The 13,043-nt window shown below is 62.7% G+C and carries 15 protein-coding genes; 11 read left to right on the top strand and 4 right to left on the bottom strand.

All coding sequences use genetic code 11. The annotated features are described in order from the left end of the window. Position 1 precedes the first annotated feature (1 nt). Positions 2-904 carry an SDR family oxidoreductase gene (locus tag J2T07_RS14330; RefSeq protein ID WP_306850790.1) on the bottom strand — a complete coding sequence of 301 codons (903 nt, stop codon included), beginning with the start codon at positions 902-904 and terminating at the stop codon, positions 2-4. Positions 905-941: 37 nt separating this feature from the next. Beyond that, entirely contained in the window at positions 942-1,679 is a 738-nt protein-coding gene (locus tag J2T07_RS14325; RefSeq protein WP_306850789.1) for an SDR family oxidoreductase, read from the bottom strand. Between the two features lie 127 nt (positions 1,680-1,806). On the opposite strand from J2T07_RS14325, the gene J2T07_RS14320 reads away from it, so the two are divergent. From J2T07_RS14320 to J2T07_RS14300, 5 genes are all read left to right on the top strand, one after another. Continuing rightward, positions 1,807-2,700, top strand: coding sequence for a LysR family transcriptional regulator (locus tag J2T07_RS14320; protein ID WP_306850788.1), 894 nt, complete (start codon positions 1,807-1,809; stop codon positions 2,698-2,700). A 34-nt stretch (positions 2,701-2,734) separates the two neighbouring features. Then, positions 2,735-3,148: a DUF1801 domain-containing protein gene (locus tag J2T07_RS14315; RefSeq protein ID WP_306850787.1), complete on the top strand. Its 414-nt coding sequence runs from the start codon at positions 2,735-2,737 to the stop codon at positions 3,146-3,148. Between the two features lie 20 nt (positions 3,149-3,168). Further along, on the top strand, positions 3,169-3,477 hold the full coding sequence (locus tag J2T07_RS14310; protein WP_306850786.1) for a helix-turn-helix domain-containing protein: 309 nt from the start codon (positions 3,169-3,171) through the stop codon (positions 3,475-3,477). Then, positions 3,474-4,802: a type II toxin-antitoxin system HipA family toxin gene (locus tag J2T07_RS14305; RefSeq protein WP_306850785.1), complete on the top strand. Its 1,329-nt coding sequence runs from the start codon at positions 3,474-3,476 to the stop codon at positions 4,800-4,802. The genes J2T07_RS14310 and J2T07_RS14305 overlap by 4 nt, the downstream gene beginning before the upstream one ends. A 130-nt stretch (positions 4,803-4,932) precedes the next feature. Next, positions 4,933-5,697 carry a hypothetical protein gene (locus tag J2T07_RS14300; RefSeq protein ID WP_306850784.1) on the top strand — a complete coding sequence of 255 codons (765 nt, stop codon included), beginning with the start codon at positions 4,933-4,935 and terminating at the stop codon, positions 5,695-5,697. A gap of 254 nt (positions 5,698-5,951) precedes the next feature. Here J2T07_RS14300 and J2T07_RS14295 read toward each other — a convergent pair whose 3' ends face one another. Beyond that, on the bottom strand, positions 5,952-7,163 hold the full coding sequence (locus J2T07_RS14295; RefSeq protein ID WP_306850783.1) for a serine hydrolase domain-containing protein: 1,212 nt from the start codon (positions 7,161-7,163) through the stop codon (positions 5,952-5,954). 125 nt (positions 7,164-7,288) lie between these two features. Between J2T07_RS14295 and J2T07_RS14290 the strand changes: the two genes are divergently transcribed. The 6 genes from J2T07_RS14290 (at position 7,289) to J2T07_RS14265 (ending at position 12,198) form a co-directional block, all read left to right on the top strand. After that, positions 7,289-7,837 carry a hypothetical protein gene (locus J2T07_RS14290; protein WP_306850782.1) on the top strand — a complete coding sequence of 183 codons (549 nt, stop codon included), beginning with the start codon at positions 7,289-7,291 and terminating at the stop codon, positions 7,835-7,837. Positions 7,838-8,105: 268 nt separating this feature from the next. After that, a complete protein-coding gene (gene dusA / locus J2T07_RS14285) occupies positions 8,106-9,086 on the top strand; it encodes a tRNA dihydrouridine(20/20a) synthase DusA (RefSeq protein WP_306850781.1) in 981 nt (326 codons plus the stop codon). Between the two features lie 33 nt (positions 9,087-9,119). Further along, positions 9,120-9,626, top strand: a complete 507-nt coding sequence (locus tag J2T07_RS14280; protein WP_306850780.1) for a GNAT family N-acetyltransferase — start codon at positions 9,120-9,122, stop codon at positions 9,624-9,626. Positions 9,627-9,777: 151 nt separating this feature from the next. Beyond that, positions 9,778-10,065 carry a PepSY domain-containing protein gene (locus tag J2T07_RS14275; protein WP_306850779.1) on the top strand — a complete coding sequence of 96 codons (288 nt, stop codon included), beginning with the start codon at positions 9,778-9,780 and terminating at the stop codon, positions 10,063-10,065. Beyond that, positions 10,065-10,757 (top strand): response regulator transcription factor, encoded by a 693-nt coding sequence (locus J2T07_RS14270; protein ID WP_072321955.1) that lies wholly within the window; start codon positions 10,065-10,067, stop codon positions 10,755-10,757. The genes J2T07_RS14275 and J2T07_RS14270 overlap by 1 nt, the downstream gene beginning before the upstream one ends. 55 nt (positions 10,758-10,812) lie before the next feature. Further along, a complete protein-coding gene (locus tag J2T07_RS14265) occupies positions 10,813-12,198 on the top strand; it encodes an ATP-binding protein (RefSeq protein ID WP_306850778.1) in 1,386 nt (461 codons plus the stop codon). Between the two features lie 66 nt (positions 12,199-12,264). Here J2T07_RS14265 and J2T07_RS14260 read toward each other — a convergent pair whose 3' ends face one another. After that, entirely contained in the window at positions 12,265-13,029 is a 765-nt protein-coding gene (locus J2T07_RS14260; protein WP_306850777.1) for a zinc-dependent peptidase, read from the bottom strand. Positions 13,030-13,043: the final 14 nt, after the last annotated feature.

Raw genomic sequence — 13,043 nt, 5'->3', positions numbered from 1 at the left:
TTCAAGCCAGTATGGCTGGCTTGAGCAGGTCGGACAGGCCCACGCGGTGCAGCATCTCCGCGCGGAGGCGATCGAGTACCGCGAAGCCCACGTTCGCGCCGTCCTGCGTCGGGTCGTAGTGGAAGCGGAACGGACGGCTTCCGAAGGGCATGTCCACGATGTCGACGATGCCCTTCGCGACGCCGCCGACATCGGCGTCGTCCGGAACGATCTCGGCGAAGGCCTTTTGCACCTGTTCGCCAAAGCCCTTGTAGGGGCCGGCTTCGTAGTCGGCGAGACGGGCTTCGTCGGCGGGACGCCCCGAATGGGCGAAGTGGTTGGTGCCCTTGGTGAAGGCACCCGGCACGACGATCGAGGTCTCGATGCCCCAGCGCGAAAGTTCGCGGGCATATTGCACCGCCAGCGCATCCATCGCGGCCTTCGCGGCGAAATAGGGCGACAGGTAAGGCGGTGTGCCGCCGGCCGAACTGCTGCTGGAAACCCAAACCAGGAGGCCTTGCTTCGCCGCGCGCATGTGCGGAAGCGCGGCGCGGTTGACCCGCTGCGTCCCCAGCACGTTGACGTCGTACTGCTGGGCGAACTGTTCGGGCGTGAAGGCTTCGGCGGGACCGAACATCATGTGGCCAGCGTTGTGGACAAGGACATCGATGCGCCCGCTCTCCTCGATGATGACCTCGATGGCGGCTTCGGCCGAGGCGTCCGATTGCACGTCGAGTTCGAGTGCGCGCAGGTCGACGTTTTCGGAGGCCGATAGCTGGGCCATCTCGGCCGCGTTTCCAGCATTGCGCCCGGCCACGTCGCGCATCGACGCGTACACGGTGTGGCCGGCGCGGGCGAGTGCTACGGCGGTGATGCGGCCGAAGCCGCTGGAGGCGCCGGTGATCAGGATGACTTTCTTGCTCATGACGGAATGTCCTGGATGGGATGTCGTTCGAAGGGGATCAGATGACGCCGCCGTTGGCGCGCAGCACCTGGCCGTTGATCCATGCACCGTCTGGGCCGGCGAGGAACGCCACCGCGCTGGCGATGTCTTCCGGTTGGCCGAGGCGTTCCAGCGGCGAGAGCTTCGCCAACTGGTCGATGACGGCCTGCGGCTTGCCGTCGAGGAAGAGCGCGGTGGCCGTGGGACCGGGAGCCACGGCGTTCACCGTGATGTTGCGGCCGCGCAGTTCCTTGGAGAGGACGTGGGTCATGGCTTCCACGCCAGCCTTGGTGGCCGCGTAGACGGCATAGTTGGGTTGGTAGAGGCCGACGACGCTGGAAGACAGGTTGATGATGCGGCCGCCTTCGCGCAGTCGCTTCGCCGCTTCGCGCAGCATGTTGAAGCTGCCCTTGAGGTTGATGGCGACGTGGCTGTCGAACAACGCGTCTTGCGTGTCGGCGATGCTTGCGAGCTTCATGATGCCGGCGTTGTTGACGATGACGTCCACGCCACCGAAGGCCGCCTGGGCGGCATCGAACATCCGGGCCACGGCGGCACCGTCGCTCACATCGGCCTGTGCGGGAATGGCTCGGCCGCCGGCGGCCTCGATCTTCGCCACCAGTCGCTCGGCCTCCGCCACATGACCGGCGTAATTGACGACGACGGTGAAGCCGTCGGCGGCGAGCCGGCTGGCGATGGCGGCACCGATGCCGCGCGAAGCACCCGTCACGATGGCAACCTTGTTCGTCTCGTTCATGATTTCGTCTCCAGAAGGGCAACCCGTGGTGGGCGGCGTGGGACGAACTATCCGCGCTTGAGTCGAGCAAATAATCCAGCTAGTTTTGGCAACACAGTTCTGTAATCACGAACAATTAGGGCGCCGAATGGATCGACTCGAAGCCATGCGGCTATTCACCCGGGTAGTCGACCGCCGGAGCTTCACCCAGGCCGCCAACGACCTGGAAATTCCTCGCTCGACGGCCACCCAGGTCATCAAGCAACTGGAAGACCGGCTGGGCGTGAAGCTGTTGCAGAGGACCACGCGGACGGTTCGCCCGACCCTCGACGGTGAGGCGTATTACCGCCGCTGCCTGGCGATCCTCGACGACATCGAAGACGCGGAAGGTGCCTTCAGTGGGGCGGTGCCCAAGGGCATGTTGAGGATCGAGGTGCAGGGCACCCTGGCCCGTCACTTCCTCATGCCCAGCCTTCCGCGTTTCTTCGCCGCGTACCCGCAGATCGAGATCGCCATGAGCGAGAGCGACCGCTGGGTCGACGTCATCCGCGAGGGCTGCGATTGCGTGCTGCGCTATGGCGCCTTGCCGGATAGCGACCTGATCGCGAGGCCCGTCACGTCGCTCGAGCGGATCACATGTGCCGCGACCAGCTATCTGGAGAAGTACGGCGCGCCGACGAGCCTGGACGACCTGGCGAATCATCGGGCCGTGTGCCTCCGCTCCATCACCACGGGTGCGCTGAGACCTTTCGAGTTCGTCGAGGCGGGGCAGGTCACCAAGGTGGACATGGCGGTGCCGTTATCCGTCACGGGGACGGAGAGTTTCCTGGAAGCGGTGCGGCTCGGCTTCGGCCTCGCACAGATGCCGTTGTTCCACATCGAGCGGGACCTTGCCGAAGGGCGTTTGCAGCGGGTGCTTGCGCCGTATGCGCTGCCGCCGGGACCGGTGTCCATCCTGTATCCGAGGGCTCGCCAGTTGAGTCCGCGCGTGCGGGTGTTCATCGATTGGGTGATCCAGCAGTTCAGCCCCGTGGGACGATAGACTTCGACGCGGGCCATTGATGGGGAGGCGTGGCATGAAGGCTAAAGACATGTCGGGAAACGAATCGGCGTCCAGGCTGATCGACGAACGAATCGCGAGCCTCGCCGACTGGCGCGGCGAGACATTGGCGAGGATGCGCATGCTCATCCATGAGGCCGACCCGGAGGTCGTCGAAACCTGGAAGTGGATGGGCACGCCGGTATGGGAGCACGGCGGCATCATCTGCACCGGCGAGACGTACAAGGCGAAGGTGAAGCTGACCTTCGCCAAGGGCGCGTCGTTGAAAGACCCCTCGGAGCTGTTCAATTCGAGCCTGGACGGGAACGTGAGGCGTGCCATCGACATCGGCGAGGGCGAGGAGGTCGACGCGGATGCGTTCAAGGCACTCGTCCGCGCCGCTATTGCGCTCAATGCGTCCAGGGGAAAGGCGGCCAAGCGGGCAAAGTAAGATCGACAGTTGTTTTTTTGATGTATTTGTCAAATAATCGAGCAACTTCCACATATTTTGACAAATACATCAAAATGCAAACCCTCACTGAGCTAGGTGAAGCGGTAGCCGCCAAGCGGAAGTCTCTCGATCTGAAGCAGGGCGACGTGGCTGCGCGAGCGGGTCTAACCCAAGAGGCTTTGTCTCGTTTCGAGCGCGGCAAGACAGCGGAATTTGGCTCCCGAAAACTGCTGGCGGTGCTCGCCGTCCTGGGGATGGAATTGCAATTCGTCGACATGGGGACATCGGGTTCTCTGGATGAACTCCGTCGCGAGCGCGGTGGCTCATGAACCTCTCGGTCTATGTGTCGGGCCGCGAGGTCGCCACGTTGGAGTCCATCGGCGACTTCAGGAGTTCGATGACCTATCGTGACGGTGTGCTACCGAACGACCTGGTCTCGTTGACGATGCGAGTTCGTCGAGATCCGTATCTCTGGGACGACGTGCTCCACCCCATCTTCCAGATGAATCTGCCGGAGGGATACCTGCTGCAAGTGTTGCAGGAGCAGTTCGGTCCACATATCGGTGCCAGTCCCATGGCACTCCTTTCAGTGATCGGCCGTAACATGATCGGCCGGATTCAAGTAGCGGCGCCCGGAGTCGATCTGAGGGATCCGCCTAAGCCGGTGGATGTCGCCGCCTTGCTTCAAGGCGACAATTCCGAGGAGGCCTTCGCCGACTTGGTGCGTCAACACGCCACTAGCGGCGTATCTGGCGTCGTTCCGAAGTTCCTGGATACGGACGTCGAGGTAGCAGCCGCGAACGCTCACACGAGAGCCACGCTGTTCACCCACCGACATATCGTCAAGGGTTCGTCCCGGCTCCTGCCGTTCGTTACCCTCAACGAACATCTATGCATGCAGGTCGTGGCGAAAGTGATGCCTGCGGCCAGGACCGACATCTCGCGTGACGGACAGGTGCTGATCGTCCATCGCTTCGACGTGGACGGGAACGGTATCCCGAACCTGGGCATGGAGGACTTCTGCGCGTTGTTGGGGCTACGTCCAGCCGCTAAATACGAGACGACGTGGGAACGTATAGCGAAGGCCGTGCGCGACCACGTACCGGTTATAAATCGAGCGGAAGTGTTTCGGCAGATGGCCACCATGTTGCTTCTGACCTTCGCGCTCAGGAATGCCGATTGCCACGCGAAAAACGTGGCCTTGCTTTATACCGGCCTCGAAGACGTCCATCTGGCGCCGGCTTACGACATGATCACAACCGCGGCATACGTGGACTACAGGAACAACCCACCGGCCATCGCGTTCCGTGGCAGGAAGACCTGGGCGCCTGGTAAACAGCTTCAGCAGTTCATCACCGTAACCTTTGGCGTTTCGGCCAAGGACCAGAAGACCATCATCGACCGAATCGGAGATGCGTTGATCGAGGTCGGGCCCCACGTGCGTGCGGCGATGCAAGAGCACCCTGGGTTCAACGATATCGGCAAACGCATGTTGTTGGCTTGGCAGGAAGGCATTACCAGCCTGCGAGACAAGCGAGTCTACGCGATGGGTAAGGCGGAATTAGGAGAGGCCTTTCGTGGCTTAGCTGACCCCGAGCCGGCCAAGCCGGAGAAGGTCGTAATTGGCCGATCGGGCCTTCTCGCGAAAAGGTGAGGTAGGGCGCGGCGTTTTTTCTCGATGACCTGTCGAAATCCGGTACGTCCGTTCGACGATAGGTGAAGGCAGCCAATCGGCGCCTCTCACGGGCTGTGGCTGAACCAGCCCCATCGTCAGGAGGAATCCCATGCACAAGGCTAAGCGGACGATCGGCATCATGAGTTTTGCGTTGCTTGCGATGTTCGGTATGTCGCAACGAGCACTGGCGCAGGGTACGCAAAAGGCCGCCGGTGCGGCGCCTTATCCAAAGATGGCGCCGGTCGACCAATACCTCATGGCGAACCGGGACGATGAAATCGCGTTGGCGCGAAGCGCGGCTCCTGTATCCATTTCCCATGGCGCAACGGTCCTGGTTCTGGGACGGAAGGGCTACGAAACGGCGGTCGAGGGCAAGAACGGCTTCGTCTGCGTGGTGGGCAGGAGTTGGACGGGGCCGTTCGACTGGCCGGAATTCTGGAACCCGAAGATAAGGGCCGCCGATTGCCTGAATCCCCAAGCTGCCCGGGCGATCGTGCCGATCTTCCATCTGCGCGCCAGGCTGGCGATGGCCGGCCGGTCGAAGGAGGAGATGCTGTCGGCTGTCAAGGCCGCGTATGAAAAGAAGCAACTGCCGGAACTCGAATGCGGCGCCATGGATTTCATGATGTCGAAATCGTCGTATCTGACCGACGAAGGCGAGCACAACATGCCTCACCTCATGTTCGACACCCTGGTCAAGGACGGCAAGGATTGGGGTGCCGGTGCGGAGGGCTCGCCTGTCATGTCCAGCCCTTACTGGTTCATGGCCCCGAACCCGCAGGAGCAGGCGAAGGGGCTGCCGCCCATCCTGGTATTTTTGGTCGGAGTGGGAACGTGGTCCGATGGGACGCCGGCGGATATGCATGGTCACTGATGCCGGGCACCTATGAGGTCTCACGGTTAGAACAGCACGTGCATGGGGCGGTTGGCCCCCATGATGGACTGGACCAGCGAAGGCATGTAAGCCTTATAAAGCAGCGGGTTAGGGTTTTCGATCTCCCTCGTGTTGCACCATCGTTGCCCCCGGGGGGGGCGGCCTCGGAGCGGCCGCGCTTGCTGCGTTCAGGGCAGCTCGACAAGCTCGGAGTGTCCGCTTCCGACCCGAAGCGGACACTGCCATCTCTTGAATCAGGGATCGCTTTTAACCTCGGCAGCATGCATCGTTTCAGCCAGGTTTTTCAATGCGCCCTCAGTACCCTCGCAAGCATCATTCGCCAGGAGCACATAGCCCTCGTGCTGCTTCGGATAAAGCACCACTTGGCTCGACATGCCAAGGCTGCCGCCGCCGTGCCAGATCAGCGGCTGCCGCTGGTCTCCTCCCAGGTTCCAGGCCATCGCCTCGCCGTCGCTCCCGCTGCCCGTCAAAGCCTGATGCGACAAACGGACGACGGGATTGCTCTCGTCCAATTGCCAGCGCACGTACTTCGCCATGTCTGCGGTGGATGCATAGAGTCCCCATGCTGCGCCTGCATTTTCTGGAGGGCGCGGCGTGACGCGGCCATAGCGGTCATAGCCGTTGACGATGCGCGCCAGTTCGTCGCCCTTCAAGGTAAAGCCCGTTGAGGTCATGCCCAGTGGCTGGAAGATGTATTGGCGCATCAGCGCATCCATCGGCTCGCCGAGTACGTGTTCCAGGCCGAGTCCGATCACCAGATAGCCGGCGTTGGAATAGGCCTGCTTGTCGCCCGGCGCACTGCGAAGATGGATGTCGTGCAGCGCGGCCAGAAATTGTTTGCGACCGAATCCCTGATTGAGCGCGAAAAGGCGAGCATTGAAATCAGGCGATTCCTTGTCCGCAAAAAGTGCATCCGAGTCGGGAATATCCCGAGGCATGCCGGAGTAATGGGTAAGCAGCGTACGCAAGGTGATCGGCTGGCCGTTCCAAGCGAGGTTGCGGTAATCACCCGGCAGGTCGCTGCGGAAATCCCCATCGAGCGTCATGCGGCCATCTACAACCGCGCGTGCTGCCAGAGACGCGGTAAAGGTCTTGGTGACCGACGCCAGCTCATAGATGGTCAGCGGCGTCGGCCGCTCGACCTTGTCGCGCGATGTGCTGCCATAGTTGTAGAAGTAGGTATGGTCCGCATCCACCACTGCGATGGAGATGCCGACGTGACAACTGTTGCGCAGATACTCGCTGACGGCCTTGTCCGCAACGATATCGCGCGCCGTGCGATGTGCATGGTCGCCTGCGGTTGCAGAACTTGCGATACCGAAGGAAATTGCGGCGATCAAGCCCGACAACGCCAGCGAACCAAACAACCCCCGTCCGCTTGGCAGTGCGGACCTTTCCTGCTGCGCTATTTCTGGAAGCACGACCTTTCCCTTGATGAGCCGCATTCTTGGTGATATCAGACAATGAGTGATCATATCGAATACTCAAACCAACATGGCGGCCAGGGTTAGACACGCAAAGCACAACGCAGGCGGCAAAGAAGCTATTGAGCATCAGGGTTTCGAGTGTTATGGCGGCTGTCCGTTCGATGGTGGAGGCTTTCGAGATAGGTAGTGCAAAGCCGATGCCAACAGCGGCAACGCCGTATATCTCCGCTACCGACCCGGAGCGGACCCACGCACCAACGAGATATTTAGCGAAAAGGGAGGGGGTTGTGCTTTATCGGCGAACGGCGATTTTTTCGTCCTTGGTACTTCTAGCGATGTTAGTTCCAGGCGTCGTGTTAGCCGCGATGCTTGGCTGGAAGCCTTTGCTCTTCGGCCATAATCCGGAGCAGGCCGGGGCTAACTTTCGCTTGATCGAGCTCGTGCTCACAGGCCTAGCGTCCAGCCTTGTTTACGTTTGGTTTCTGTGGCCCGTGACGAAAAGGCTTGTCGTCCACACCTTGATTGTCTTTCTTGTCGTGGAAGCGATCCAATCATTGGCTGGCCTAGTATTTGGCGATTCGGTGGCGGATGCGTTCGTATGGCAGGCATTCCTCGTCGACGCACTTTATGCCGCCATCGGACTGTCCTTAGTTAGTGGATCGCGATTTGTGAATGGAATGAAGGTAGCGTAGCCAATAGTCGACAGCGGGTCGGAAGGGGATATTTTCGTTCGATGCCAAGTTCGTTCGATGCCAAAGGCCGGCCGTCTTCCTTTGGCTGTTCTGGGTCAGTGTTGGAATTGGCACCAGCTTGAGTGCGACGGCGTTGTATTTGTCGATAGTTCAGCACCGAGAAGGGACTCGTCCACCGGACAACGGAGCCTGAAAAGCCCGCGGTGGGCGATCCCCGCAATCACCGGCAACGCTTCGCGCTCCGGGGCACGCATGTAGAATGGGCCTCATGCACGCTATCAATCGAAATGACTCCCAGCTATCGATTGCACCCATGATGGACTGGACGGACCGCCACTGCCGGTACTTCCACCGTCTGCTCTCGCCGCACGCCCGCCTCTATACCGAAATGGTCACCAGCGCCGCGCTGGTGCGGGGTAATCAACTGCGGCTGCTCGAGCATAGCCACGAAGAACATCCGGTGGCCCTGCAGCTGGGCGGCAGCGATCCCGTGGAACTGGCCAAGGCCGCCGTGATGGGTGCACAGGCGGGCTACGACGAGATCAACCTCAACGTGGGCTGCCCGTCGGATCGGGTGCAGTCCGGAAAGTTCGGCGCCTGCCTGATGCGCGAGCCCGGCCTCGTCGGTGAATGCGTCCGGGCGATGGCCGACGTGGTCGACGTGCCGGTGACGGTGAAATGCCGCATCGGTGTGGACGACCAGGACGAATACGCCGACCTGCAACGCTTCACCACGACGATGATCGAGGCGGGCGTGCGGATCCTCGTGGTCCATGCCCGCAAGGCCTGGCTCGATGGCCTCAGCCCCAAGGAGAACCGGGAGATCCCGCCGCTGGACTACGGGCGGGTGTACCGGTTGAAGCGAGAATTTCCGGAACTGACGATCGTCATCAACGGTGGCATCACGACGGTGGATGCCGTGCGCGAGCACCTGGCTCACGTCGACGGCGTGATGCTTGGCCGCGCCGCGTATCACGACCCCTTCGTCCTGGCGAAGCTGGAAGCCGATCTCTATGGCACGCCCTTGCCAGAGCGGTCGGACATCCTGGAACGGATGCGTATCTATATCGATGCCGAACTGGCTCGCGGCACGCAGTTGAAGCACATCACCCGGCACATTCTCGGGCTGTACCAGGGCGAGCCCGGCGCGCGCGCCTTCCGCCGCCAACTGTCCGAAGGCGCCCATCTGCCCGGGGCCGACTGGCGCCTGATCGAAACCGCGTTGGCCGCCTTCCGGCAGGTCGCCTGATACTCCCGACACCTTTCCTGAGGTCCGCACCGCATGATCGTCACCGAGCGTCTGATCCTTACCCCGAGCGCCGTCTCCGATTTCGACGACTGCCATGCGATGAGGACGGACCCGGAGGTGATGCACTTCATCGGTGGCAGCGCGCCGGGGGAAGACACCTGGATTCGGCTGCTCCGTAACGTGGGCCACTGGACTTCCTTCGGTTACGGGCTCTTTACCTTGCGCGAAAAAGACGGCGGCCGGTTCGTGGGGGAGGCGGGCCTGGCCCATTTCCGCCGTGGCCTGGGCGACCGGTTCGACCCGTTCCCGGAGGGCGCCTGGGCGCTGGCTCGGTCGGCGCATGGCAAAGGCTATGGCACCGAGGCCCTCCTGGCCGTGCACGACTGGTTCTTCGAGCGCCGCGAGGCGGGCCGGACGGTCTGTCTCATCGATCCGGCGAACCTGGCGTCGGTGCGGCTGGGCGAACGCCTCGGCTACCGGGCGTTCGACCAGACCGACTACAAGGGCAAGACGCAGACAATGTTCGAGCGCAGCCCGTAGCCGATGTCCGGCTCGAAGGGGGATCGGCGGCTGATCGAAGTGGGCCATGGCGCCCCCGGCGGCGGACCGCCTAAGTTTCGTTCAGCTTCGGGCTGGGCGGCGCTGGGCATGATCGGTCGACTAGCCAGACCCCGGTCGCCCCGCGCCAGACATGAAAATCACGTTTCTTCCGCTAATTTTCGCCGCGCTCTGCCTTGCCTTGCCTGCCATCGCCCTGGCTGACCAGTCGTTGACGTTGGAGCAGGCGGTAAGCAAGGTGCAGAAGGATACCGGGGGAAAGGTGCTGTCGGCGGATACGCGGCTGGTGGAGCGCGGCCGGATTACCGAATACCGGGTCAAGGTGCTTACCCTGGACGGACACGTCAAGGTGGTGCCCGTCCGTACCGAAACCGCCAAGCCCCTGGATGCGAACGCCGGGGATAACAAGGAGAAACATTGATGCGAATCCTGCTGGTAGAGGACGAGGCCCCGCTGCGCGAGACACTCGCCGCGCGCCTCAAGCGCGACGGTTTCGCCGTCGACGCGGCACAGGACGGCGAAGAGGGCTTGTACCTCGGTCGCGAAGTGCCGTTCGATCTCGCCATCATCGACCTGGGCCTGCCCAAGTTGTCGGGCATGGACCTGGTGAAGGCCCTGCGTGAACACGGCCAGCGTTATCCGATCCTCATCCTTACCGCCCGCGGCAGCTGGCAGGACAAGGTCGAGGGCCTCAAGTACGGCGCCGACGACTACCTCGTGAAACCCTTCCACGTCGAGGAACTGCTGGCGCGCATCAACGCGTTGGTACGCCGTGCCAGCGGTTGGTCGAAGCCGGTGCTGGCCTGCGGTCCGATCAAGCTCGACACCACGGCGCAGACGGTGACGGTCGAAGGCCGTCAGGTCGACCTGACCAGCTACGAGTACAAGGTGCTGGAATACCTGATGCTGCACGCGGGCGAGCTGGTCTCCAAGGCCGACCTCACCGAGCACATCTACCAGCAGGACTTCGACCGCGATTCCAACGTGCTTGAAGTCTTCATCGGCCGCCTACGTCGCAAGCTCGATCCGGAAAGCGCCCTGAAGCCGATCGAGACCGTCCGTGGCCGGGGCTACCGCTTCGCCATCCCGCGCAACGAAGCGGACGAAGACTGATCGCCCGCGGGTGGCACGGGCAAGATGCCGCGCCACCCGCAGGTAAGCTCGAAGCATGGACACCGCTTCCCCGACCAAACGCCGGCCCCTCTCGCTGGCCGCGCGTGCGGCCCTGGCGACCGGTTTCGCGCTGGCCGCTTTCCTTGGCCTGACCGGCCTCGCCCAGAACAAGGCCAACTACGCTTCCGAGTTGTCGGCCATGCACGACCGGCTGCACAACTACGCCATCGCGTACATCACCGGCACGGATATCACCCGTGCGGGCAAGGTCACCACGCCCGACAGCCAACCCAATCCGGACTTCTCCCGGCCCGGTTCGGGCCTCTACGCGATCATCGTCGGCAACGATGGTTTTCGATGGGAGTCGTCGTCCGCGCTGGGACGCGATTTCGATTTCGTGCGCATGCTATCGCCCGGCGAGACCGCCTTCGAGCCGGTGGAGACGCGCAGCGGCAAGCTCTATGTCTTCAGTTACGGTGTCTCGCTGGACAGCACGGACAAACGCAGCGTGCCGCTGACCTTCGCGATCGCCCAGACGGAAGACCAGTTCGAACGTCAGGTGGCGACGTACCGGCGCACGCAGTTCCTGTGGCTGGCGATGCTCGGCATGATGCTCATGCTGTTGCAGCTTTTCCTGTTGCGCTGGAGCCTGTTGCCGCTGCGCCGCGTGTCCAGCGATCTTGCCCACATCGAACGTGGTACGCGAGATCACCTCGATGGACCGTATCCCGTGGAATTGACGGTGCTTACCCGGCGCCTCAACGCGTTCATCGATAGTGAACGCGAACAGCGCTCGCGTTACCGCGACACCCTGGCCGATCTCGCGCATAGCTTGAAGACGCCGCTGGCGGTGGTGCGCTCGCAGCTGGAGAGTGGCGGTGACGCCGACACCCTGCGCGGCGACATCCTCGACCAGGTGCGAAAGATGGACGAGATCGTGGCGTACCAGCTTTCCCGTGCGGCCACGTCGGGCCGGCGCACCATCGCCTCGGTGGAGCCGATCGCCGGGCATGCCGAAGATCTCGTGCAGAGCCTCGAAAAGGTCTATGCGGCGAAGAACGTGCTTTGCGAGTTCGAGCTGGAAGAGGGAGTGTCCTTCCCGGGTGAGCAGGGCGACCTGCTCGAACTCATGGGTAACCTCGTGGAGAACGCGTTCAAGTGGGCATCGCATCGCGTGCTGCTCACGGCGCGGTCCGTCGGCAAGGTGCGTGGCCGCAGTGGCCTCGAACTGGTCGTCGAAGATGACGGCCCCGGTATTCCCGACGAGAAGATCGAGAAGATCCTCCAGCGTGGCGTACGCGGTGACGAACGCGTGCAAGGCCATGGCATCGGCCTGTCCATCGTGCAGGACATCGTGAAGGCCTATCAGGGCGAACTGCATGTCGATCGCTCTGAGGAACTTGGTGGAGCCCGGTTCAGCGTGAAGCTTCCGCCGCCTTGATGGTTTGAGGCGATATCGCCGCTGGAGCGGCTCCCACAAGGACGACGGAGTCTTGTGGTGTGTTGATCAGGTGGAGGGGGAGGGGCCGTAGAAGGCGTCGAGCAAGCGCGCCACGTCGGGCTCGGCTTCGCGCAGCAGGGCCGGTTGCGAGAAATGCAGTTCGCTGGTCACGGCGAAGTATTCTTCCGGCGCCTCGGCGGCGTACGGATCGATCGCTGTCCTTCTGCCTCGCTCCACCGCCTTGGACAGGCGGTCGTAACCACGCTGCATCGTCTGGATCCACTGCCGCCGGTTCATCGATGACGGTAGCGGGGGCACGCCGTTGGCCGGGCCCGCGAGCATGTCGAGCTTATGCGCCATCTCGTGGATCACCACGTTGAAGCCGTCCCATGGCGCTTCCAGGTCGAGCGCCACGTCGGCGAGTGACAGGATCATCGGTCCCCGTTCCCATGCTTCGCCGATCAAGGTGTCGTCGCTGTCGGTGACCACGCCGGTGGGGGCGTCACGATGGCTGCGCCGTACGTTGAACTCGCCGGGATAGACCAGGACGTTGGTCCAGCCCTTGAAGGCCTTCGGGCCGTGCGGAAGCGCGGGCAGGCTGGCCTGCATGGCGATCGCCAGGCGCCAGAAATCGTCCAGGGGTGCATCGCCCATGGCGTGGAAGCGCTTGCTGTGCAGGAAGATCGCCGCCAACTGGCGCAGGTAATGCGCACGCGGAGGATCGAGGGCGTTCGCGAGCGGCACACGCTGGACGGCCTGCCGCCATGCCGCATCGTCGATCGGTGGGACGGGCGCGCGGAAACGCGCGATCAGCGATTGGAAGAAGCCCAAGGTGATCGGCCGGA

The sequence above is a fragment of the Luteibacter jiangsuensis genome, assembly GCF_030812295.1.
GTDB lineage: Bacteria > Pseudomonadota > Gammaproteobacteria > Xanthomonadales > Rhodanobacteraceae > Luteibacter > Luteibacter jiangsuensis_A.
The sequence above is the reverse complement of the archived record's forward strand: the minus strand, read 5'-3'. Positions and strand labels throughout refer to the sequence as shown.

What these genes read in the sequence shown, in the direction of transcription:
- J2T07_RS14290 (WP_306850782.1), top strand. Translation starts at nt 7,289, where the DNA reads ATGGCGGCTGTCCGTTCGATGGTGGAGGCTTTCGAGATAGGTAGTGCA.
- J2T07_RS14275 (WP_306850779.1), top strand. Translation starts at nt 9,778, where the DNA reads ATGAAAATCACGTTTCTTCCGCTAATTTTCGCCGCGCTCTGCCTTGCC.
- J2T07_RS14315 (WP_306850787.1), top strand. Translation starts at nt 2,735, where the DNA reads ATGAAGGCTAAAGACATGTCGGGAAACGAATCGGCGTCCAGGCTGATC.
- J2T07_RS14310 (WP_306850786.1), top strand. Translation starts at nt 3,169, where the DNA reads ATGTATTTGTCAAATAATCGAGCAACTTCCACATATTTTGACAAATAC.
- J2T07_RS14320 (WP_306850788.1), top strand. Translation starts at nt 1,807, where the DNA reads ATGGATCGACTCGAAGCCATGCGGCTATTCACCCGGGTAGTCGACCGC.
- J2T07_RS14270 (WP_072321955.1), top strand. Translation starts at nt 10,065, where the DNA reads ATGCGAATCCTGCTGGTAGAGGACGAGGCCCCGCTGCGCGAGACACTC.
- J2T07_RS14300 (WP_306850784.1), top strand. Translation starts at nt 4,933, where the DNA reads ATGCACAAGGCTAAGCGGACGATCGGCATCATGAGTTTTGCGTTGCTT.
- J2T07_RS14265 (WP_306850778.1), top strand. Translation starts at nt 10,813, where the DNA reads ATGGACACCGCTTCCCCGACCAAACGCCGGCCCCTCTCGCTGGCCGCG.
- J2T07_RS14280 (WP_306850780.1), top strand. Translation starts at nt 9,120, where the DNA reads ATGATCGTCACCGAGCGTCTGATCCTTACCCCGAGCGCCGTCTCCGAT.
- J2T07_RS14330 (WP_306850790.1), bottom strand. Translation starts at nt 904, where the DNA reads ATGAGCAAGAAAGTCATCCTGATCACCGGCGCCTCCAGCGGCTTCGGC.
- J2T07_RS14305 (WP_306850785.1), top strand. Translation starts at nt 3,474, where the DNA reads ATGAACCTCTCGGTCTATGTGTCGGGCCGCGAGGTCGCCACGTTGGAG.
- J2T07_RS14295 (WP_306850783.1), bottom strand. Translation starts at nt 7,163, where the DNA reads ATGCGGCTCATCAAGGGAAAGGTCGTGCTTCCAGAAATAGCGCAGCAG.
- J2T07_RS14325 (WP_306850789.1), bottom strand. Translation starts at nt 1,679, where the DNA reads ATGAACGAGACGAACAAGGTTGCCATCGTGACGGGTGCTTCGCGCGGC.
- dusA (WP_306850781.1), top strand. Translation starts at nt 8,106, where the DNA reads ATGCACGCTATCAATCGAAATGACTCCCAGCTATCGATTGCACCCATG.